This window comes from Komarekiella delphini-convector SJRDD-AB1 (assembly GCF_014831675.1).
Classification (GTDB): Bacteria; Cyanobacteriota; Cyanobacteriia; order Cyanobacteriales; family Nostocaceae; genus Komarekiella.
Genome location: NZ_VJXY01000029.1, coordinates 37,016 through 60,282, shown reverse-complemented (window position 1 = coordinate 60,282; position 23,267 = coordinate 37,016). Strand labels below are relative to the sequence as shown.

17 protein-coding genes and 1 tRNA gene are annotated in these 23,267 nt (G+C 43.1%); 11 read left to right on the top strand and 7 right to left on the bottom strand.

The window, feature by feature from the left end; all coding sequences use genetic code 11:
• Positions 1 to 9: 9 nt before the first annotated feature.
• The 5 genes from FNW02_RS23130 (at position 10) to FNW02_RS23110 (ending at position 11,070) form a co-directional block, all read left to right on the top strand.
• Entirely contained in the window at positions 10 to 1,191 is a 1,182-nt protein-coding gene (locus FNW02_RS23130; RefSeq protein ID WP_191759838.1) for a response regulator, read from the top strand.
• 199 nt (positions 1,192 to 1,390) lie between these two features.
• Complete coding sequence (locus tag FNW02_RS23125; RefSeq protein ID WP_191759837.1) at positions 1,391 to 1,756, top strand: response regulator transcription factor; 366 nt, start codon at positions 1,391 to 1,393, stop codon at positions 1,754 to 1,756.
• Positions 1,757 to 1,769: 13 nt separating this feature from the next.
• Positions 1,770 to 2,300 carry a chemotaxis protein CheW gene (locus FNW02_RS23120; protein WP_191759836.1) on the top strand — a complete coding sequence of 177 codons (531 nt, stop codon included), beginning with the start codon at positions 1,770 to 1,772 and terminating at the stop codon, positions 2,298 to 2,300.
• Positions 2,301 to 2,315: 15 nt separating this feature from the next.
• The gene (locus tag FNW02_RS23115; protein ID WP_191759835.1) at positions 2,316 to 5,285 is read left to right on the top strand and encodes a methyl-accepting chemotaxis protein; all 2,970 of its coding nucleotides are present in this window, start codon (positions 2,316 to 2,318) and stop codon (positions 5,283 to 5,285) included.
• Between the two features lie 223 nt (positions 5,286 to 5,508).
• Positions 5,509 to 11,070, top strand: a complete 5,562-nt coding sequence (locus FNW02_RS23110) for a hybrid sensor histidine kinase/response regulator (RefSeq protein WP_191759834.1) — start codon at positions 5,509 to 5,511, stop codon at positions 11,068 to 11,070.
• A gap of 106 nt (positions 11,071 to 11,176) precedes the next feature.
• On the opposite strand, the gene FNW02_RS23105 is transcribed toward FNW02_RS23110, so the two are convergent.
• From FNW02_RS23105 to FNW02_RS23085, 5 genes are all read right to left on the bottom strand, one after another.
• On the bottom strand, positions 11,177 to 11,488 hold the full coding sequence (locus FNW02_RS23105) for a KGK domain-containing protein (protein WP_191759833.1): 312 nt from the start codon (positions 11,486 to 11,488) through the stop codon (positions 11,177 to 11,179).
• Positions 11,489 to 11,618: 130 nt separating this feature from the next.
• The gene (gene ccsB, locus FNW02_RS23100) at positions 11,619 to 12,680 is read right to left on the bottom strand and encodes a c-type cytochrome biogenesis protein CcsB (RefSeq protein WP_191759832.1); all 1,062 of its coding nucleotides are present in this window, start codon (positions 12,678 to 12,680) and stop codon (positions 11,619 to 11,621) included.
• A 208-nt stretch (positions 12,681 to 12,888) separates the two neighbouring features.
• On the bottom strand, positions 12,889 to 14,658 hold the full coding sequence (locus tag FNW02_RS23095; protein WP_191759831.1) for a DUF3352 domain-containing protein: 1,770 nt from the start codon (positions 14,656 to 14,658) through the stop codon (positions 12,889 to 12,891).
• 614 nt (positions 14,659 to 15,272) lie between these two features.
• On the bottom strand, positions 15,273 to 15,902 hold the full coding sequence (locus tag FNW02_RS23090) for a chorismate lyase (RefSeq protein WP_191759830.1): 630 nt from the start codon (positions 15,900 to 15,902) through the stop codon (positions 15,273 to 15,275).
• A gap of 133 nt (positions 15,903 to 16,035) precedes the next feature.
• Positions 16,036 to 16,116: transfer RNA gene (locus FNW02_RS23085), tRNA-Leu, on the bottom strand.
• Positions 16,117 to 16,575: 459 nt separating this feature from the next.
• On the opposite strand from FNW02_RS23085, the gene accC reads away from it, so the two are divergent.
• Complete coding sequence (accC, locus tag FNW02_RS23080) at positions 16,576 to 17,919, top strand: acetyl-CoA carboxylase biotin carboxylase subunit (protein ID WP_191759829.1); 1,344 nt, start codon at positions 16,576 to 16,578, stop codon at positions 17,917 to 17,919.
• Positions 17,920 to 18,101: 182 nt separating this feature from the next.
• Here accC and FNW02_RS23075 read toward each other — a convergent pair whose 3' ends face one another.
• Positions 18,102 to 18,395, bottom strand: coding sequence for a YggT family protein (locus FNW02_RS23075; RefSeq protein WP_191759828.1), 294 nt, complete (start codon positions 18,393 to 18,395; stop codon positions 18,102 to 18,104).
• A 231-nt stretch (positions 18,396 to 18,626) separates the two neighbouring features.
• Between FNW02_RS23075 and psbX the strand changes: the two genes are divergently transcribed.
• The 5 genes from psbX (at position 18,627) to FNW02_RS23050 (ending at position 21,272) form a co-directional block, all read left to right on the top strand.
• Entirely contained in the window at positions 18,627 to 18,746 is a 120-nt protein-coding gene (psbX, locus tag FNW02_RS23070) for a photosystem II reaction center X protein (RefSeq protein WP_162397338.1), read from the top strand.
• A gap of 247 nt (positions 18,747 to 18,993) precedes the next feature.
• Positions 18,994 to 19,899 (top strand): Ycf66 family protein, encoded by a 906-nt coding sequence (locus tag FNW02_RS23065; protein WP_191759827.1) that lies wholly within the window; start codon positions 18,994 to 18,996, stop codon positions 19,897 to 19,899.
• A 47-nt stretch (positions 19,900 to 19,946) separates the two neighbouring features.
• Entirely contained in the window at positions 19,947 to 20,507 is a 561-nt protein-coding gene (locus FNW02_RS23060) for a PD40 domain-containing protein (protein WP_191759826.1), read from the top strand.
• A 35-nt stretch (positions 20,508 to 20,542) separates the two neighbouring features.
• Entirely contained in the window at positions 20,543 to 20,695 is a 153-nt protein-coding gene (locus FNW02_RS23055; protein WP_191759869.1) for a hypothetical protein, read from the top strand.
• Between the two features lie 52 nt (positions 20,696 to 20,747).
• A complete protein-coding gene (locus FNW02_RS23050) occupies positions 20,748 to 21,272 on the top strand; it encodes a TolB family protein (protein ID WP_191759825.1) in 525 nt (174 codons plus the stop codon).
• A gap of 158 nt (positions 21,273 to 21,430) precedes the next feature.
• On the opposite strand, the gene FNW02_RS23045 is transcribed toward FNW02_RS23050, so the two are convergent.
• On the bottom strand, positions 21,431 to 22,444 hold the full coding sequence (locus tag FNW02_RS23045; RefSeq protein ID WP_191759867.1) for a succinate dehydrogenase/fumarate reductase iron-sulfur subunit: 1,014 nt from the start codon (positions 22,442 to 22,444) through the stop codon (positions 21,431 to 21,433).
• Between the last annotated feature and the right edge of the window lie 823 nt (positions 22,445 to 23,267).

The following is a 23,267-nucleotide window of genomic DNA, read 5'->3' as shown; positions in this document are numbered from 1 at the left end:
TTTAGCTAAATGCAGGGAAATTTAAATGAAATTGATATTTGCAGTATCTTGCAATTGATTGAGTTAGGACAGCGAACTGGACAACTATTGGTAGAAGCCCCTAGCTCTCACCAGAGCAACAAACTGGATGGAGAATCTCTGAGATATCGCCCTAAACAAAAGTCCTGGTTCGTCTTTTTCCTCAACGGTCAAATTATCTATTGCCAAGAAGGCGAAAGTCGTTTATCCCGAATTGGCGATTATTTACATCATTACCGAGTTGAGACGCGACTTGAAGAAATACAACTTGCCTCCCTATCATCAACAAACGCGCCAGAATATGCATATATTTGGGCACTCTTAGAACGAAATATAATTCAACCGAAGATAGCTGGTAGTATCATCCACGGCTTGGTGCATGAAACCCTCTTTGACCTGCTGAGTTTGCACCAAGGTAATTTCATTTTCCATCAGGGTGCGGCACTTACCCCACAATTAAACACTTTGGAGATTGCTCCACTAGTTACTAAAATTACGAAGCAAGTACAAGAGTGGAAGCAGCTATATCCACACATTCAATCTCCTGAGCAACTACCAGTGTTGGCTGACCAAGTTCGGCTACGCTCCTCACTCCCAGCAGCAACATTAAATAAGTTACAGCATTGGACAGATGGTAAAACATCCCTGCGTCAATTGGCTCGCCATCTTAACCGAGATATTCTGACAGTTGCCAAGGCAATATATCCATACGTGCAACAAAATTGGCTACAACTAGTATATTCAATTACACTTAAGCAAGAAAACTACACAAAAGATAGATTGGAAGTAAATCATCGCAAGCGGATAGTATGTATTGACGATGCGATCGCTATCGGTGAAACTATAGAGTCTATCTTGCAACCACAAGGGTATGAGGTAATCTCCCTCACAAATCCCTTAGAGGCTCTCAGTCTCGTTTTTCAACTCAAGCCGGATTTAATTTTGTGTGATATCACGATGCCGCAATTGGAAGGGTACGAAATTTGCGCCATGCTGCGACACTCAACAGTATTTCGGCTTGTACCAATTATCATGCTTACTGGTAAAGATGGATTTATTGATCGAGTCAGGGCTAGTATGGTCGGGGCAACAGATTATTTGACAAAACCATTTACAGACACTGAGTTACTAATGCTCATAGAGAAATATATCAATAAAGAGTCTTGTATATAGGTATAAACGAGATCTAAGACTTGTTGATCTAATAAAAAATGAGGTAAAAAATGTTATCACAGAATCAGCAAACCCAGTGAAACATCAATATTCAGTAACTTAGTGAAAAAATAAAATTAATTTATACACTAAATGATTGCAGGAGAATCAGGGAATGTTCCAAATAGGAACCTCTACATCAGGAGGTAGATAGACATTTATGAGTACAGTTCTGATTGTGGAAGACAGTATCGCGCAAAGGGAGATGATTACAGACCTCCTGAAAGCAACTGGCCTAACAGTCACCCATGCCAGTGATGGATTAGAAGCATTAGAGGCAATTCAAAGCGCACCTCCCGATTTAGTGGTATTGGATATTGTCATGCCCCGGATGAACGGCTACGAAGTTTGTCGTCGGTTAAAGTCAGATCCGAAAACCCAAAATGTTCCTGTGGTGATGTGTTCTTCTAAAGGCGAAGAATTTGATCGCTACTGGGGCATGAAACAAGGTGCAGACGCCTACATAGCCAAACCGTTTCAACCAACCGAATTGGTGGGAACAGTCAAACAACTGCTGCGAGGATAAGGATGAAAACAATATGGTCAGCAAACCGGACTTTTTAAGTGGTAGTGGTCAAGACCACTTTCGTCCTGAATTACAAGTAGAAAGTCCTGAAGGTGAGTTACATTTGAGATTTTACATTCCCTCGCATCAGGAGTTTGCACTACAAGCAACTGGCATCCGGGAGGTAATTGAACTGAGTCCCGATAGAATCACTCCGATTCCTAATGCTTCTCCTTTACTTTTGGGTACTCTAAATTTACGAGGTCGAGTTATTTGGGTAGCTGATTTGGGTCAATTTCTTGGAGAAGCAAGTGCATTAAACACAGATAGAGCTGAAATTCCGGTGATTGCCATTGAGGAGCAAGACACAATAGTGGGTTTAGCAGTCGAGGAAATTGGTGGCATGGACTGGCTGGATATACAGCATCTCATGCCACCAACTAATATTCCAGATACTATGGCTCCCTTTTTGCGCGGAGAGTGGTTATTAGATACTAGAAAAAATCAGTGTCTACGACTACTCGATCAAATGGCAATTTTGCGGAGTGCGCGGTGGGCAGGATGAAATTGGGAGGAGGAAATGGCAGCAAGTATAGATGATTACGAGCCAACTTATCAGCAGGCAATGACAGCCTATGTTCAAAGGAACTATGAAGTTGCCGCTACTTTAGTTGACCAAGTGGTGCAAAGTTTACCAAATGACCCTAACTCTCGTTTGTTACGGGGTCACATCTACTATGTTTTGCAGGAGTACAATGTAGCACGAGAAGAATATCAACAGGTATTGCATTTGACTAACGAGCAAGAAATCATTGGTTTTGCCAATAATGGACTTGAAAATATTAATCAACACCTACAATCATTAGGTAGTCAGATTGATACATCCGCAGATCAAGAGCAAATCAATCCTATAGAGATTTCTGATTCTCTTTCTCTATTATCTAGTGAACAAGAATTTTCAGATTTGGGTAATAGTGAGGAGTTTGATAGCAGTAGCCTTGATTTAAAATCCTTTGGGGAACATCAACAAGGTGTGAATGCACTAGAAGAGTTATCCTTGGACAGTCCATTTGACATACCAACAGACAGTATTGAATTTGGCAAAACATTAGATTCTTCCACAACTGTTGATGAGACTAAAGATCCTTTTGACTTGAGTCAACAACTACAGCAGCAAGAGTTGAATGGCAGCAATTGGGATGGGCAAGCAGAATTAGAGCTACCCGCTTTCTGGCAAGAAGATATCTCAGAAGCTAGTCTTGAAGAACCAGTAGTGAATAGTAATTTACTGGAAATTGATGCACATTTAACTAACGAAAATTCTGCAATTGACAATAATAGCAGTAATTATTCACCTTTTGACTCAGCCAATCTACAAACTAGCAATAGCCAGAAAAACTTCCCTGATTTATTGATTGAGTCCAGATCTCAAGAGTCTAGTGTTGAAAACTTGGAATTTAAAAAAAGTAGTTTAGGGGATGAAACTTTATTGATCGTCGAAAGGGATCTCAAAAATGGCTCAATATTAGCAAACAAGTTGGAATATAACAGTCCAGATGATTTGTCTCAAACCGAATCAAATAATTGGTTGCAACAGAAGGAAGTTGTAGTTTCGGAAGTATTACAGCCAAACCAAGCAGAGTTATCTTCATCTTTTAACAGCAATTTTGCCCAAGAAGAAAAGCAGATTAAATCGGGTGAACTCATAGCTAAAAATAACTTTGATGACGATGAAAGTTTTGATATTGAAGCATTTGAGTCTACTTTTGGCTCAGAGGAATTTACCTCTGATGAAGATACAAACAGTGTACTAACTAGAGAAAATTCTAAGAGCAATATAGAATTTTTAGACGACTTTGAAGAATTTGACGATCTAGGGAATATTCCGGGATTTGACCTGATAGGAGGAGATTCTGACTTCGCTGATGTGGCAATGCATTCTGGTGCGTTAGAAACCAATGGCAGCCTACGCAGTAAAGCCGTGGAGCCTACTTCAAGTAATGCAGCTAGCGATCGCGAAGAAGAACTGTTCACAATCACTGGTGCACATGAAGCAGTCCCCGTTTTTACTCAAACAGATGCCTCGAAGATAGAACCCAATGTTACGGTCGAGCAGGGTTTGTTAGCGCCATTAGAAAATGCTCCTATCGAAAGAAAACAATGGTTAATCGCTGGGAGTGTAGGTATTGTCTCAGCACTGGTTGTAGCCACGGTCAGCTTTGTAGCCACGACATTTTCCCCAGCACAACAACGAGAATCAGTGCGGAACACAGGCTGGGCAATGTCACTAGCAGCAGGACTTGCAGGTTTTGCGACCGCAGGCTTTATGGGGACTCTTACACTCAAGCAAATTCGGCGCACAACCCAGGATTTGCAAAATCAGTTTGATGCTGTACGCCAAGGCAATCTCAATGCTCAAGCTACAGTATATTCTGAAGATGAATTTGGGCACTTAGCCACGGGCTTTAATGAAATGGCGCGTGTAATCTTCACCACCACAAATGAAGCTCAACGTAAAGCCGATGAACAAGAGGAAGCCAAAGAAAACCTGCAACGTCAGGTAATTCGTCTGTTGGACGATGTGGAAGGAGCCGCTAGAGGGGATTTAACAGTTCAAGCTGAGGTGACAGCCGACGTACTAGGAGCCGTAGCCGACGCCTTTAACCTGACAATTCAAAACCTGCGGGATATTGTACAACAGGTAAAAGTGGCAGCTAAGGAAGTAACAAAAGGTGCAACTAATTCTGAAACGTTTGCTAGAGCCTTATCTAGTGATGCCTTGCGGCAAGCAGAAGAGTTGGCAGTCACGCTTAATTCTGTACAGGTGATGACCGACTCGATTCAGCGGGTAGCAGAGGCGGCGCGGGAAGCTGAAACCGTTGCTCGCGATGCTAGTACTATTGCCCTTAAAGGTGGGGAAGCAGTAGAAAATACTGTAGCGGGTATTCTAGAAATTCGAGAAACTGTAGCCGAAACCACCCGGAAAGTCAAAAGACTGGCGGAATCTTCGCAAGAAATTTCTAAAATTGTGGCATTGATTTCCCAGATTGCTTCTAGAACTAACTTGCTGGCACTTAATGCGAGTATTGAGGCGGCAAGGGCAGGAGAAGCTGGACGCGGATTTGCAATCGTGGCAGATGAAGTGCGCCAGCTAGCAGACAAATCTGCCAAATCCTTGAAGGAAATTGAACAAATTGTGATGCAAATCCAAAGCGAAACAGGCTCCGTGATGACCGCGATGGAAGAAGGTACACAACAGGTAATTAAAGGCACAAAATTAGCAGAAGAAGCTAAGCGATCGCTGGAAAATATTATTCAAGTAGCAAATCGTATTGACATTCTTGTGCGCTCAATTACCACCGATACTGTGGAACAAACGGAAACCTCCCGCGCCGTTGCTCACGTAATGCAATCAGTGGAACTCACAGCCCAAGAAACTTCCCAAGAAGCACAACGAGTTTCTGGTGCTCTACAAAACTTAGTAGGTGTATCCCGCGACTTGATTGCCTCTGTTGAACGTTTCCGAGTGGAAACTATGGAAACCAGGTAATTAGTCAATAGTCCAAAGTTCAAATTGTTTACTATTGACTATTGACCTTTGAGTGTTGAACGCCTGTTCAATTAAAGGGGAGAATCCCGAATAGAGTCTCTTTCAGAGACGCTGCGCGCTAAGTGAAGCCATGCCCGAAGGGCTTTACGCCGGAAGTCGTTGCTCCGACTTCTCTTTGCAAATGACTGGCTCCTGTTGACCCTTGACTCTTGATTAAAAAACTATGCTGCCGGAACAACAACAGCGGATTTTGGGCTACTTTATTGAAGAAGCCAGAGACCACCTGAATACAATTGAACAGGGGTTGCTGAATCTTGAGAGTACCCTAAACGACCCGGAAATGATTAACGAAGTCTTCCGGGCAGCTCACTCCATTAAAGGAGGAGCGGCGATGCTTGGTCTGACTAGTATTCAGCACACGTCCCACCGTCTGGAAGATTGTTTTAAAGTTCTTAAAGAGCATCCAGTTAAGGTTGACGAAAAGCTAGAGTCTTTATTTCTCGGTGTGTCTGATACTTTAAAAGTGCTCTTAGAGCATTTAAGTGGGCCGTTTGGTCTGTCAGAAGATGCGGCTAATACTCTCATGTCAGAAACCGAGCCGGTTTTTCAATGGCTAAATCAGCATTTGGAATTACTCGTAGAGCAAGGTAATAGTGTAGCAAGTAGTACTACTGCACCGGAAAAACATTCAGCTTCCACAGATAACCTCAGCACACTCACAGAACTTTTTCTGCGGCGAGATATTCCCAGTTTGCCAGAAGATGCTCGGAAAGAATCTACAGATATATCCTTCTCGGTAGCACCTCAAGAGGTGAATTCTTCATTCGCGATCGCGTCTTCAAAGGAGAAAACGCTAGGGCAGTCAAACGCTAGCGGACACGGCGAATCGGCGCTATCGCCAGCAGCAGCAACAACTGATAGTTTGAGCGAGTTTCAAGCCCATGTGCTACAAACACTACGGGAAATGTTGCAACTGTTTAAGCAAACAACAACACCCGAAACACGGCAAAATCTTCAGCAATGCTGTCATCAGTTAGTTAGACTCGGCGCAGCCCAGAATTTGTCCAATTGGTGTGGTTTGTGTCAAGCAGCGGCTAGTGCGATCGGCAATTCGGAAAACACTTATTTGACTTTAGCTAAAATCGTCATTACCGAAATCAAACAAGCTCAGGAATTAGTCCTACAAGGTAGGGAAGCCGAAATTGTCATTAGTCAGCAACTAGAAGTGCTTTTAAGCCTTGCAGAAATTGAGTTGCTAGAAATTACTCCTGATTTAGCTGATGAACAGTCTGCGGTTTTGACAGAACTATCAATTACGCCAGAGCCAATTTTATTTGTTAACACATTCGATACTACTGATCACGCCGAGCAGTTAGCACCACCTACAGTTATGCCACTACAAGACAGCATAACTAGCTTATCTGAGCTAACAGAGCAACTTAACCTTGATGAGGATACAGGCGATCGCTACGCCAATGTCTTTGAAGAAGATGCCTCTGTTGAATTACAAGCAACATCGGAAAACGTTGCTACTCAGACTAATCTTTCTATTAACTCCTTGTCCGCTCATGAAGATGAGATACATCCGCTTAATAGTAATATTGACCCCAATGGGCCAGAGGTAGGCATAGCTGAATTAAATACGCTTGCCGATTTATTTGAAGGTGAAACTCCCGATCTAGATGAAACCTGGCAACAAGAGGAAATTTTAGAGATTGTTGCTACCAATGAATTAGGAATTAACTTCAGTCACAGTGACATTGAAAATGAGGATGCTGATAGCGATTTATCAGATTTACTCTCGTTTGATGAAGACTCAAGTAACGAGCAGCATCCAACAACCACAATTCAGACAGAAGACTTATCCTTATTATTTGGTGACAACTTCTTAGACAAAGAAAATCAAGAATCACAAAATCAACAAACACCATCTACAACCGTAGAGTTTAGCAATATTGCAACTTTTAATATAAATTTAGACGCTTCCCCTTCAGATATTTTACAAGAATTTACGGAAATTTCTGGTGACTTAGAACAATTTCCAGCGGAGACTCGAAATAGTGCCAATGAAAATGAAGTGATTGAAGATTTATTGTTACAAGCACTAGATGATGAACCACTGCTTGCAAGCGAAGTAAATCAACCTGTGGTTGAGACGATCGCCAGCATAGAACTATCCACCAACCAACAAAATAGTTTTGATGAATTATTTTTAGAAACGGGACATGCGGATTGGGTAGAGGAAATTACCCCTAATGACTATATAGAATCACCTACCTTGTCTGAGCCAGGCTTGTCTTTAGAAAATCTATTTACTCAAACAGAAGAATATACACTACCGTCTAAAGGTGAGTTAGAACTGAGCGATCTATTTGATACTCCTTCGATAACACCATCTGAGCTTTCTTACTCAGAGGATGACTTAAGCACCTTCTGGAACCCGGAAATTACAGCAGAACAGCAGCATGAATTCGATTCTGTAGTTGAGCAAGATGTGGCAAAGGCGCTAGAGGAGAGTTTGTTTTCTACGGCGGCTAACGACATTTTTGCCGACAGTCAGCAATCCATACCAGCTAGCTTTGATCTAGAAGATTTTGATATCACTTTCCAGCAGCGACAGCAGCAAGATATGCTGTTTTCTTTAGATGCTGAAGATGATTTATTTGAGGATTTAGCATCAAATAACTCAGCTTCTCCCACAAGAGAAGACAGCGTACAGCCCTCCGCACTGGAAAGCAGCGATCGCACAGAGTTAGCAAGTCTTAGAGAGTCAGTAACTCCTAAAGAGATTCGCAGCTTGTCGCAAGAACCAGAAGCTTTGGATGTTATACCAGAATTTACCAATCAGTCCACAGAGATATCATCTGTAGATTCTCTCAAAGCATTTACTGATCTGGAAATTAGTTCTGATACTTTCGATGACAACACAGATGAAAATTCACAACTGCTGTCTGAGGATGTAGCTGACCTCACTTATATCCAAATTGAGACTACAGATAATATAGAGAATGATTTGTCTTTTACAGCAGCTTCTTTAGATATAAGTTTTGGAGAAATTTCAGACTTAGCATCATCACAGACGCAGCCAAGCAATTTGTTCGAGACTTTCGATGACAACACAGATGAAAATTCACAACTGCTGTCTGAGGATGTAGCTGACCTCACTTATATCCAAATTGAGACTACAGATAATATAGAGAATGATTTATCTTTTTCAGCAGCTACGAACCAAGAAGAATCAATAGAAAATTTAGAAAACACAGCAAACGTTGACTCGCAAGTCGTCAATGATTTTACACAAACAGTTATTCAAGAACCGATAGTAGCAGACTTAAATGAGTTAAATCTAGAAACTGATGAAAATCTCGAAGCAGATTTTTCTGAGCATGTATGGGATTCAGAAGAGACAAACGAACCTGCAATAGTAAATGAGGCAGAGAATGCTATTGTTACCTCAATTGAAGAATTACAGGTGACATCAACTGAAGCAGCTGCTTTAAAAAATGACATCCCTGCATTAGATGAATTCGCCGATTTGGAAGCATTACTTGGACAGGAAGTAGCACCCAGCCTCAATGCTACCTCTATACCAGAAATGGATTTTGCTGCCTTGGAAGCATTGCTAGGTGAGGACAATGATGAAACAGCAGCCATATCTAGTTATCAGCAGTCCTTCAGAACTCAACCCGTCTTAATACCATCTGTCAACACCGTTTCATTACCGCGCATAGAGGATGAATTTGGTGATTTGGAAAAGTTGCTGGCAGAAGCGGATCAAACGATATCCCACTCATCAATTGTAAAATCGAATACAGGCAAAACTCCACGCCCCTCTACTCGTCGTGCTGCAAGATTTGAAGAAACAATGAAGGTTCCAGTCAAGCAACTGGATGATATGAGCAATTTAGTTGGGGAGATGGTGGTAAATCGCAATACCTTAGAGCAGGATCATGAACGGCTACGACAGGCACTAGATAACTTGCTGATTCAGGTGCAACAACTCTCAGATGTAGGGGCGAGGATGCAGGAGTTATATGAGCGATCGCTACTGGAAGCCTCTCTTTTAGCTGGTCGCAAAACCAAAGACTCTGGCATCTCATCCCAGGACTCCAATTCGGACAGAGGTTTTAGCGAGCTAGAAATGGATCGCTTTACTCCTTTCCATACACTTTCCCAGCAGATGATTGAACGCATTGTCCGGGTGCGTGAGTCGGCAAGTGATATTGACTTTGTTACCGAAGAAACCGAACGAGTGGCGCGGCAATTCCGCCAAGTAACTACCCAGCTACAAGAGGGGCTAACAAGAGCACGAATGGTTCCTTTTGCCCAAACTATTGATCGTTGGCGACGAGGAGTGCGTGACAACGCCATCAAGTGTGGTAAACAAGTGGAGTTGGTGATTGAGGGTGGCGATACTTTAATTGACAAAATGATTTTAGATCATCTGACCGATCCGCTGACTCACATGCTCAATAATGCGATCGCTCACGGTATTGAAACGCCAGACGAACGACAAGCTATCGGTAAACCACCCGTAGGAATCATCACCATTCGCGCCTTTCACCAAGGCAACCAAACCATCATTTCTGTAGGCGATGACGGTGCAGGTATCGATTCAGAACGAGTTAAGTCCAAGGCAGTGAAGATTGGCATGATTACAGAAGCTCAGGCAAAAACTATTTCTCGCGTAGAAGTCTACGACCTGCTGTTTCAATCTGGTTTTACGATCAAAGACCAGGCAGATGAAATTTCTGGTCGAGGTGTGGGAATGGATGTAGTTCGCTCTGAGATTAGCGAAATTCGCGGAACAGTTAACACCGATTCCACTCTCGGCAAGGGAACGACTTTCACTATCCGTTTACCGTTAACCCTGAGTATTTGTAAAGCCCTTTGCTGCGTTTCCGATAAAGCGCGTATTGCATTCCCTATGGACGGTGTAGAAGATACGCTAGACATACCACTCAAAAATATTCAGCATAATGCCAATGGGGAATCGTTTATTTCCTGGCGTGATACACTGCTGCCATTCCGACCCCTGAAGGAACTTTTAACCTTTAATCGCCAGATTAGCCGTGGTAATGTCTACGGTGGTAATCGAGATGATGACATGGTTTCTGTGATCGTGGTGCGATCGGCCAGTACTCTAATTGCCTTACAAATTGATCTTGTGCTGAGCGAACAAGAAATTGTAATTAAGCAATTTGAAGGGCCAGCGCCTAAACCTATTGGTGTAGCTGGTGCTACAGTCCTAGGTGATGGTCGTATTATGCCCATTGCTGACGTGCTGGAAATAATTGACATCTTCCAAGGACGGATTTCTACACAAGCTGGTGGCAGTTCTTGGCAACAGAAAGCGACTCCTATAGACCCACCTGCTGTGAAGATTGACCCAACTGTCCTGATTGTGGATGACTCAATTACAGTCCGAGAGTTGCTCTCCCTGACGTTTAACAAAGCAGGTTATCGCGTAGAACAGGCACGTGATGGCCAAGAAGCTTGGGATAAACTCCGCTCTGGTCTGCCTTGCGATATCGTATTTTGCGACATTGAGATGCCCCGTTGCGATGGTCTAGAGTTATTATCTCGCATCCAGAAAGACTCAAACCTCAACCACCTGCCGATCGCTATGCTCACCTCGCGGGGTGCAGATAAGCACAGACAAATGGCAGTTCAACTCGGTGCTAGTGGCTACTTTACTAAGCCTTACCTAGAGGAAGCTCTACTTGAAGCTGCGGCGCGGATGTTAAAAGGGGAGAAACTCGTTAATAGTGCTAGTAATGCTTAGTACTTATCCCTCTTCTGTCACTTTCCGAGTATTCTGAATAAAAGGATTAAAAGAAAAAACTCTGTATTAATTTTAAGGTGAAACGGTATCACTGAGGTGAGAACCGCTATAGGTTTTCCACTTGTTTGAGTTGTTGATGAATTTCATCAAGTGGTGATTCAGGTTCGTCAAGACAAAATTCTAAAGCAAGTCTAACTTTTCCTTTTTTCCATCCCTCGGTACTAAATTGCAAAACTTCACAATTTAATCCTTGAGTATACAGATTTGCTTCAGTTGTCCCTTCTGCTCCAATGTATTCCTTAATCGCTGTAATTAAATCACGAACTTTGAAAGTTTTAGCAATATCTAGTTTATTAAAAGTGTCTGCTTCTATAGACACAACTTCATCGTGATTGAGTCTCTCGAATCCATCTCTCATAAAAATCTCCGATCACTAAATCTATAGCTTCTACAGACATAGCAGCTCATCCGAAATAAAATGATGATTTTAAAGATTTAGTGCTGCTTTCCCCCTCTTTGTCCGTGGAGAGAGGGAAAGGATGAGGTTCTTAGAAAAACCAACCGTAAGAATGTAAACCTTTACCTAAAAGATTTACACCCAGATAGCACACCCAAACGACAACAAAGCCAGTGGCAGCTAAAATTGCGGGACGACGCCCTTGCCAACCGCGAGTAATTCTGGAGTGGAGGTAAGCGGCGAATACTAACCAGGTGATTAATGCCCAGGTTTCTTTGGGATCCCAACTCCAGTAAGAACCCCAAGCTTCATTTGCCCAAACGCCACCGGCAATAATGCCAATAGTTAACAGAGGAAATCCCAGCCCGATGACGCGGTAGCTAATATTATCAAGGGTTTCGGCGAGGCTAAGGCGCTGGGGTGAAAGGGGTTCGACAGATGCGAGCACTTGAGACTCAGGGGCAGTTACTAAATTTAAAACAGCAGTACTAGCGTTACCGTTACCGTTGTTATTGCGCTCATTACGAGCAAAGCCATTATTTTCGACAGGGGGTGTTGATGGTTGAGAAATTAATTCGGCTGCTTTGTGCAAGCGATAACCGTTGCTGCGATAGCCACCAGTACCTACAGAACTGCCTTGTAGCTGGATATTTTGACCGCGAGTGACAATGAGAAAAGCGATCGCTAATAGAGAACCCACCATCAAAGCAGCATAACTCAACATCATCACACTGACATGCATCATCAGCCAATTTGACTTCAAGGCAGGTACTAAGGGTTCTGACACTTGCATTTGGGATGGTAGTGTCAAGGTAGCAAAAGCAGCGATCGCCATTGCCACGGGGGCTGTCACAACTCCTACTAAGCGGCTACGGCTGGTATTTTCGGCAATTAGATGGATAGTGGTAATTCCCCAAGTTAAGAAAAACAGGGATTCATACAGATTACTCAAGGGAAAATAACCAGCTTCTATCCATCGTGCCCCTAATAGGGTGGCTATGCACAAATTAGCGATCGCCATCCCAGCTGTCCCCAAAGCGGCTAGATAAGGCAGATTCGGAAAAGCTGCCCCTCCCCAATACACCAGCATTGTGAGGAATAATATGGCAAAGGAGGCGTTGTCCAGCCAGTTCTGGAGTACAACCAGATTCATAAAGTGTTCTCCCCAGTAAATTCGTTAAAATATGGATTCTGACTGTTATGATCCTATCTGCTTAGAGGGCGATGGGACATGGGAAAGGGGAAATGGCATGAAGGTGATAAGGAAGAAGATATAAATTATTACAGCATTACAGCATTTTTGCATTGATTGAACTACATTTATTACTTCCTAATCCTTCATCTCCCCTATCTCAATGATGTTACGGTGATTTAGTTACAGATGGTGTAGTAGTTGGCAGAGAACTACTGACTGGACTAGGCAAAGCAGCTGGTTTGCCAGCTTTCTTGAGTGTAAAAAAAATATCGTAGCGGTTACTACGGTTGTCGCTGACAGCAGATGTCACCCCAATTGAACGTGTTGCTGCTAGTAAAGGTTGTTGATTGGGGGTCAGAGTTGGGAGGGGAAAATTTTTCGCAGTTCGTTCCACATCCAGGAAAAATTGACCATTTGTGGGATTGGGTTCTTTAGGAACTGTTTGTTGGAAAGGCAGAGTATTAGCTAGTGGGTTGCTGGGTTTGGGAAGAATTTTACCGGAGATGGGAGCGCCCACAACTAAGAAAGCGACATTTTCATCTAACCAGCCGTGGGTTGCGGTTAGTGTACCATAGGGTGCAATCCAGTTAATAATGGGTTGGCCTGCAACTTTCCCTGGTTGGATCTGGAATTGATATTGATTTTTCATGACATCATCCAGCTTTTGTAAAGATGCTTCTGCTGATTCGCGATTACTTGCCTGTACCATAACCACTAAACCTGCACGAAAATCCTCTGATGAACCTTCTTTTTGGGTAGTTGGAATTATTGAGACGGCAAACTCGCCTTTCATCCAGCTGAGTAAATCCTGATCTAAATCTAGATTGGTCAGAGATTTTACTCCACCGCGCAGTTGTTCTGGTGATATTGGTGAGAGGGGATTTCCTTGGGATGTTAACACATAGTCTCCCCACAATCGTTGTAAGTTACCGCCAGACAGCATCATCAAGGTTTCTGCTGGTACGCGGCTTTGCATTTTTCCAGCTTTGTTTTCCACCGCTAGTAAACGCTGACTATTGGGGTTGAGCCAAGAAACGCCTTTTAGGCGGATTCCTTCTGATTCCAAGGTAACTGTCCCTGCTAAACCTTGGTTATTCTGAAGTTGAGCTAGAACTTGAGCAGGTAAATGGCGATTTGGAGAAGCCGCAGCTATTTTTGCTGCTGTTGGCACATTGACGTAAAACTGGGCAAAAGGTTGGTAGTTGGTGATTTTCGGGAAATTTTCGGCAAAGCCCCCAATTCTCGCTAGAGATGTTTTACTTTTATAGGCATCGATTGCTCTTTCTGTGGCTTGGGGATTATCGGTGATGACTAGGAACCGCCCTTCTAGTAATGCGGCTGAGAAGTTTTCCCCAGATTGTCCCTCATTTTGTTTGATGGCGATCCCTTGATATGTGCGGTCAACCCATTTGCCTTGTTTGAGAGTTTTGGGTTGTGCCAAAATGTTTTTGGCTATTTCTTGACTTTTTACTGGCAGCACCATTACCATCGATTGCTGACTGCTAGCGGCATCTCCATCAGTAGCAATTGGTTTAGGTACAGGTTGATTCGCTGCTTGAGGGGCAAGAATTGCGATTGTGATTTCATCACCTACCCAAGGAGCGATATCTTTTTGGAAGTCATAACCATTGTTAGTCAGAAAGCGATCGCGCAACTGCACTAAATTTTTATCCAGTTCTGCTTGGGTTTCTTTTGTCCCAAACTCCCGCAATTTTTGCCACTGCCTGGGATCTGTTGTTAAAGAAACCGTAAACAGGGCATCTTGAGGAATAATATTTGCACCTACTGGCAAATCTCTAAAAGATGGCTGTCCCTGAGTTAATAACCAGTATGCTGCACTCCCTGCACCAATCAATAACCCAGCAGACGAGAGCGTTAACACCAGAGATGGTTTCTTTTTTTTCTTCATCGGAACAGACACAATAGGCAGTGCCATTGAAACCTATACCTCATACTTGCAAACTTAATTACTTGCCTGATTGGTTGATTCAACCAAAAGGTTGCCCATTAGCTAGGGCAGCTAATTACATAAATTTCTCTACCCTGAATGTGATGATACTTCAGGAATAAAACTTCCCTACTGTCTCAAAAGCAGTGTTTTCATGGTTAGTTACCTTTTTTAACACGCTGTGTTGAATTTTGCAGGATAATTTTCTTGGACAGTTACCTCTGCCGAAAATTCTCCAAGAGTGAAGTGCTTCATTCCAAGCACTCTGAGGATATAACCTAAGTTGATAAAGTTGCAAGTCATTAATTTTAAGTTTGAGCAAACAGGAGTCAAGGTCATTTGTCCTCTGTTACAAAGTTGAGCCATTCTTTAAGCGGGTTAAGAGACTTGTGCGTTAGCGTAGCGGTAGCGACGCAGGAGCGTCACTGGCGTCTGAGCGTCGCAAGCCAGCGCTCAGACTTTGCGCTTTGTCATTTGTCGTTAATTATTAGACCTCTTGCTTACCCTGCTCCTCTGCTTGCCGTATTAACATTAAGGTAAAACGAAATGGCTAGGCTGCTTGATAATAAACATTTTGCAATTGTTAATTAATTTAAGTGGCACTATGCCGATGCATTAACGATACTCATCTGCATAGGCCCCAAATATTTGGTTAAATAAGGCGAGAAAACTTCATAGATTAAAGTTAGTGGCTGTCCATGATGCCAAAATAAATAGTGGCGACCCCAAAAAGGCCCAGTTTCATCAAAACCTGACTGTAGTGCATCTGAGTAACCGTAGTAAATTCCTTGGACATCTCGATACAACTCTGTGCGGAGACGGGCTAAACTCGCCCAAATTGGTAATGAGCGATTTTGTAGATACTCATCTACATGACTAGCTTCCCACCACGAGGTTGCATAAGCTAATCGCTGACCAGAGGGGGTACGCAGCCACACTTGTCGCCGTAGTCGCGGCCCTGGGACAGCTTGAATTAAATCAGGAGCATCATCTAAATCCATGCCAATTAATGACATGTCAATGACATCTACTTCTGTCGGCTTGCCTGTCAGCAATTCTAAGTGTCTTGTTGGCGAGCCGTCGCCTAAAAGTAGCATTTGCCAAGTCGGTGCCAGCTGAGTGTGAGGCAGACCTTGTTGAATCACTACCTCCCCACCTTGCCAAATTGGAGTGAGGCGATGCCAAGCTGCTGGAAGTATTAAGTTGTTTGTCGGCGTAAAAGTAGTAGTCAATGCTTTTTACAAAACTTCACCTATTTCTATAAAAGCATAAAAATTCAGAGCTAAGTCTAGGTTAAAAGTTAAAAGTCAACAGTCTCAGGTATTTTAACCCTTGACTATTGACTTTTGACTAATATTTAAACAATGCGGATGGCGAGACTCGAACTCGCAAGCCAAAGGCACACGCCCCTCAAACGTGCGCGTATACCAATTCCGCCACATCCGCATGGATTGTCTAAATACAGAATATAGCATATCAGGATAATTATAGTAAGGTGATATCTAAGTTCAAGTTCCCAAAAATTTAAGTGTACGGTTTCACAAATTTTCTGAAAGCGGATATCAGACTAACAGAAATTTAGCAGCGGCACAAGTGATATTTAAAGGGGTAGAGGCATGGTACATCGCTTCCTTGGATTCGGCACGAGCGTAAAATCTTCTAGATTTGGCGCTAGCAGTTTCATTGTTGCGATCGCAACAGGCTAGTTTGGGAAACTGGCAAAGCTTGATAGCAGCAATGTTGCTACTCTAGTTAAGACCCGTAGAGGCAGCAAGCCCGATCCTATACTCTGCTGAAGATGAAGGTTGGAAATCTCCTGTCATAATTTGAAATATAACGGCAGTTTTATTTCAAATTGGATGGAAGAAAATGACAATCTACTGGTACTGATATCGAAACTAGAAAATGAAGTTTGACAAAATATTAATTGCCAATCGGGGAGAAATTGCCCTTCGCATTCTTCGCGCCTGTGAAGAAATGGGAATTGCGACGGTTGCGATTCACTCCACTGTTGACCGTAATGCTCTCCACGTCCAACTTGCTGATGAAGCGGTTTGCATTGGCGAACCTGCCAGCAGTAAAAGTTATTTGAATATTCCCAATATTATTGCTGCCGCATTGACGCGCAATGCCAGCGCCATTCATCCTGGTTATGGCTTTTTGGCAGAAAATGCTCGGTTTGCAGAAATTTGTGCTGACCATCATATTGCCTTTATTGGCCCAACTCCAGAAGCCATAAGGCGGATGGGGGATAAATCCACTGCGAAAGAAACCATGCAAAAGGCTGGAGTGCCAACTGTACCAGGTAGCGAGGGGTTAGTAGAGTCTGAGCAAGAAGGATTAGCCTTTGCTAAGGATATTGGCTATCCAGTAATGATCAAAGCCACAGCGGGTGGCGGTGGACGGGGTATGCGTCTGGTACGTGCTGAAAGCGAATTTGTCAAACTATTTATGGCAGCCCAAGGTGAAGCGGGAGCAGCTTTTGGCAATTCTGGCGTTTATATAGAAAAATTTATTGAACGTCCGCGCCACATTGAATTTCAAATTTTGGCGGATAACTACGGTAATGTCATTCACTTAGGTGAAAGAGATTGCTCGATTCAACGTCGCAATCAAAAGCTACTTGAAGAAGCCCCTAGCCCTGCTCTCGATTCTGACCTGCGAGACAAAATGGGACAAGCTGCTGTCAAAGCTGCCCAGTTTATCAACTACACTGGGGCGGGAACTATTGAGTTTCTCTTAGATAGATCCGGAAAATTCTACTTTATGGAAATGAATACCCGGATTCAAGTAGAGCATCCAGTAACAGAGATGATTACAGGGGTAGACTTGGTTGTTGAGCAAATCCGAATTGCTCAAGGAGAAAAACTTAAGCTTACCCAAGATCAAGTAGTTTTGCAGGGTCATGCGATCGAATGCCGAATCAATGCCGAAGACCCTGACCATGACTTTCGCCCTTCCCCTGGACGTATCAGTGGCTATCTCCCTCCTGGCGGCCCTGGTGTCCGAATTGATTCTCATGTTTACACAGATTACCAAATCCCGCCCTACTACGACTCCCTGATTGGCAAGTTAATAGTTTGGGGCCCAGACCGACTAACCGCCATTAACCGGATGAAACGCGCACTGCGGGAGTGTGCCATCACGGGACTTCCTACTACCATCCCGTTTCATCAAAAAATTATGGAAACACCACAGTTTTTACAGGGTAATATTTATACCAATTTTGTGCAGGAGATGAATAGTTAAGGACTGGGGACTGGGGAACTCGGGGCCCCCTCTGGGGATAAGGGGCAATGGGGATTGGGGATTGGGGACTGGGAAAGATTTTCCTAATACCTAAAATATCCAATCTTTAAGACCTAATACTTAAATACCTAGCAACTAATACAATACTTGATAGCTGCTCCCTAATACTCAGTCCCCAATCTCTAACTTACACGAGACATCATGGTCAGCAAACCTTGTTGACCTAGCAAAATTTCTCGCACCAGACTGAAGATACCAACCCAAATAATAGGAGTAATGTCCACTCCACCTATGGGTGGTACTAGCTTTCGCATCGGTACTAAAAAGGGTTCAGTGGGCCAAGCTATTAAATTAAAGGGCAAACGATTCAGATCCACTTGGGGATACCAAGTGAGAATTATGCGAAAAATAAACAAAAACGTCATTAGTCCCAATACAGGGCCGAGAATCCAAGTAGTCAGGTTAGCACCAGTCATCAGCTTGAGTAACTATCTGTGAATAAAGGAAGAACTTGGGCGAACGGCATCGCCAGAAAATTTTAAGCTTTGTAAAGCACTCCCTTTATTATTTTATTTCAATCCCTAATACGGATTAACAATGATTTGTGATGACGGTTATCAAGTTTGGTCGCTTGTGCTCAGAGGCTTCTCAAGAAAGTGATACACCATTAGAATTATTATGAAGTGTGTAAAAAAAGGTTGAGAACTATGACGCCTTCTTTAGCAAATTTTCTTTGGAGTTTGGTTTTTGGTGCTGCAATTGTAGTTATCCCTGCTACAGTTGGTCTAATTTTCATTAGCCAGAAAGATAAAATCCAGCGTTCATAATGTTTGGCGGAGTCGCTTGGACTCTCATACCCGATTGTCTGTCAGCTATTTATCTAATTGCACCAAGCGCAGCAATTTTTCCCTTTAAGGGCGGTTGTAGTTGACACACATCGGCTTTTTTAGCTTTCGGTGGACAGCTTCAGAGCTTCTTTACCAGATGCTTTGAAGCTTCAATATATTGCGCCTAATTAGAGTAGTGATTTTAATTGTGACTCGCTAACATAGATTTGATATTGGGAAAACAGCAATGATAAATTTTGGGCTGAACTCAGCCAGTGTTCTGGCTCAGGTAAATTTTGGGGCAAACTCAGCCAGTATTCTAGGAATTTTCCTGGCTGTGGCTGGGGCAGCACTGTATTTTCTTCGCACTGTGCGTCCCGAACTGTCAAGAGATCAAGATATCTTTTTTGCCGCAGTGGGCTTACTTTGTGGTTTCATTCTCATCTTTCAAGGGTGGCGACTAGACCCAATTTTACAATTTGGTCAATTGCTTTTAGTCGGCACAACTGTATTTTTTGCTGTTGAAAGTATTCGTTTGCGGAGTATAGCTACTCAGCAAGCTAAGCGCAATACTCCGATTGTGGACGAAGACAGACCAGTAAGCGATCGCTATTCGTACAATGATCGTAGAAAGTATCAGGCCGAGATGGAAGATGATTTTGAGCCACTGCCTTATGAAGAAGAGGAGCGCCCTATACGTCCCCGGATTCGGGCTAGCAGGGATGAAATTTCATCTCGTGATAACTACTACGAGGATCAATCTCCCCGTCGTCCAGAACGCCGCAAAGGCAACGAAAGTACAGAAGCCGGGGATAGAGGGCGTCGGCGTAATTCTGGGCGTCCAGTAAATCGTACTTCTGATAGCTTTGAAGAGGAGAATTGGGGTTCTTCTAGGGAAGTTGATGATTGGGACAGTTCAGGCGGGGAAGTTAGAAAACCTTCTCGTCGTAGCAATAACGGGCCCCAGCGACCAGAAAGTCGCGAAGACGATGTTGCTCCTACCAGACCAAAAAGGCGTCGTCCGCCAACTGACTCGTCTTCTCGAAGAGGGCGCGAAGATGATGAGGCGATACCAACTGAGTATGTACCCTACAACCCGATTGAAAAGCCAAATGAGGAGCCAGATAATTCAACCGATTTTGATAATGTCTAAAATAGCCAGGGTGCAGGGAGACTGAGAGACGACGGAACACAGTTGAGGTGAAAAAATTTACGTCTACATTTTGGCTCCAAAGACCAATTCATTGGAGCCTGGTTTTTAGCTTGATAAGTTTACTTATAGCTTGTAATTCTAATAATATTCCTGTAGGGCCTACTTCCCTCAACAGTCGCTACACCGAGGAGCAACCTGGTTTGAGTGGAAATGGGCGCTTTTTAGCGTTTGTATCTAATCGAAATGGTAATCATCAACTGCTGCTGTACAACTTGGAGGAGCAAAGGTTGATTCGCATACCGGGCTTAAACCGACCAGAAACAATTGCTGAAAGTCCAAGTTTGAGCTATACCGGGCGTTACATTGCTTATATTACTAGTGACCAAGGTAGACCAGTAGTGGCGCTTTATGATCGCGCTACGCAACAGTCGCAAATCCTCACCCCAACTTATCGCGGCTGGGTAAGAAAACCTAATATCAGCCCAGATGGACGTTATGTTGTCTTTGAAACCGCCAGCCGTGGTCAGTGGGATATTGAAGTACTAGACCGGGGGCCGAATATAGAGTTAGATATTCCTAACGGTGCAACTGTTAGTTCGCCGCCGTAGGAGAGGGGGAGCAGGGGAAGCAGCACTTCTCTACTTTGAGGCTGCGCCCTAAGCGTAGCTATGCCGCAGGCTTTACGGCTCCGCTCAGTGACCGGGGAGCAGGGGGAGCAGGGGAAGCAGGGGAAGCAGGGGAAGCAGGGGAAGCAGGGGAAGCAGGAGAAGAAAAATTACAATTGACCAATGACTAATGACTAATGACTCTTGACCCTTGACTTTTGACTCTTGACTGATGATTGATATATGAAACCCTTTATTTTTATTCCTACATTTATATGCTCAGGTTTGCTGAGTGGATGTTTTGGCTACCCTCGCCTGTTGAATTATTCCTTTGATCCGGGGGGTAGGGGTCTTAACAGTCTAGCTTCGGAGTTAGAACCTCAAATTTCTAGGAGATACATTGTTTTTATTTCCGACCGACGTGGTAGTCAAGATGTTTATATGTTTGATACGGTAACTCGTAATTTGGTTGATTTGCCAGGTTTAAACTCCTTGGATACGATCGCAACTCATCCGAGTGTTTCTGAAAATGGTCGTTATATTGTGTTTGCTGCTAGTCGTCAAGGGCGATCAGCTATTTTTCTCTACGACCAGGAAACACGCCAATCACGTAATTTAACTACTAACCTGCAATCAGAAGTTCGCAACCCTACAATTAGCGCTGATGGTAGTAGGATTGCTTTTGAATCTAGCAATAACGGGCAGTGGGATATTTTAGTGTATAACCGTTCTGGACAACCGTTAAATGTTCCTCAAGAACCGCGTTGAAGTTAGTGATTGGGGGCTGGGGACTGGGAATTGGGTACTAGTGATTGGGGAAGAGTTTACCAATACCTAAAATATCTAATCTTTAAGACTCAATACCCAATACTTAAATCCCCAGCAAACAATACAATACCTAATACCCAGTCCCCAATACCCAATCCCTAATTCTTTGTCTCTAGTCTCTCTTCTTGCTGCACAGATTCGATTAGCAACCGCACTTGTTGCGTTCCTTGGGAAGGTTCAAATGACATGGGAAATTTACCTCGACATAACATCCTGAAACCCAGGGGTGCAAGACTAAGTAATCCTTTGAGATCTCGAAAGTAGTTACCGACAACTTGTAAACCAAACTGACGTTCATCAATCCAACCACCTTCTTTAACTAAGTCTATTAATACTTTACGGTGGCGAATTGAGCGACTGTCGTCGGCTTGTTTATGTGTGAGGATTTCTTGTTTAATTTTAGTGATTTGTTCTAGAGGTGCGACTTCCATTGGACAAACTGAGTCGCAGTACAAACAACGAGTGCAACCCCACACTCCTTTAGTGCCTTCGTTGTAGCTTTCTAAGCGATTTTCAGTGTCACTATCGCGGGAATCTGCTACCATCCGGTAAGCTTTAGCTAGGGCGTGGGGCCCAACGAAATCTGGATTTACTTCACGGGCATTGCACTCAGAGTAGCAAGCACCGCACATAATACAGTTGCCAGTTTGATCGAGTTGCGATCGCTCTAGTGGTGTTTGCAAAAACTCCCTTTCTGGCACTTGTCGCGCGGCTGTACTCACATAAGGAGCTACTGCTTCTAAATTATTCCAAAAACTGCTCATATCCACAACCAAATCTTTAATCACGGGCATATTACCTAAAGGAGCCACCGTGATTTCTGGAATGGTACTTGCTTTACTTGCTAATGATAATATCTGTTGTAATCTAGCAAGTTCACTACCAATATTTTCTTTGCAAGCTAAAGCTGAACGTCCATTGATTCGCATAGCACAGCTACCACAAATCGTATTGCGACAATTTTTGCGAAACGCTAATGTTCCATCTTGCTCCCACTTAATCCGATTGAGACAATCTAGGATTGTATTGCCAGATTCGGCATCTAAAAGGTAAGTTTGCACAACAGGAGAGGAATTTTCTTGTTGCCGAATGACTTTAAAAATAACTTCCATTGCTACCAGCCAAAGTCTTAAAATTTCCTCATCTGCCCTAGAGATCATGAGTAAAGGCAGGTGATGGTGAAAAAATGAGTGATACTTTACTCTGTGTTGCCCTTTATTCAATGCCAGGTGTTAATAGGCTGATGATGAAAAGGCTACTGATTCTAATTTAAGGATAACCATTAAAATTTTAGTTGTAATAGCCCAGTAGGCAACATTTATCTCAAGCTCTACACCCAAAAACTAAAGAGGTTATTGTGGTTTCGCATTTAATTTACATATTTAGGAGTGTATCGAAGAGAGACTTCATCTGTAGCCAGACTTGGATTCATCCCCGAATTAGCGAAAATATTTAAATTAAATACATACATATTAGGTTATCACTGCATCTTGATGTCAACTTGAGTTTAGCAGCCCTGGCAGGAAAAATCTCTTAAGCTGTGGCGAATCAGGAATTTTTTGGTTATATAGAAGTGTTAAAGCGGATATTAACATCTAGTGGTGGCAATAAAGCACCAAGTAGATATAGGAAGATTTATTCTTCCTATAGATGGACGTTCAGAATTGTCTGACTGCTTTCAAAGAAAAGTTCTTGCGCTGGGAACCCCGGATGTGTGAGACTTTTCGCTTTTTGTCTACTCTCAATCAAGAAAATCTTGGATTTAACTCATTGGACAAAACTACTCCTCTAAATTAGATGAACTTTTATAAAAGCCATCCTACAATACTCACTAGGCAATGCAGCGGGAGGAAAATCCTCACCACTTTTTCCCTTCTTAAGTCCAGGGATTTATATAAAAGTTTATCTGCAACTTTAATTCAAAATTAAACAACA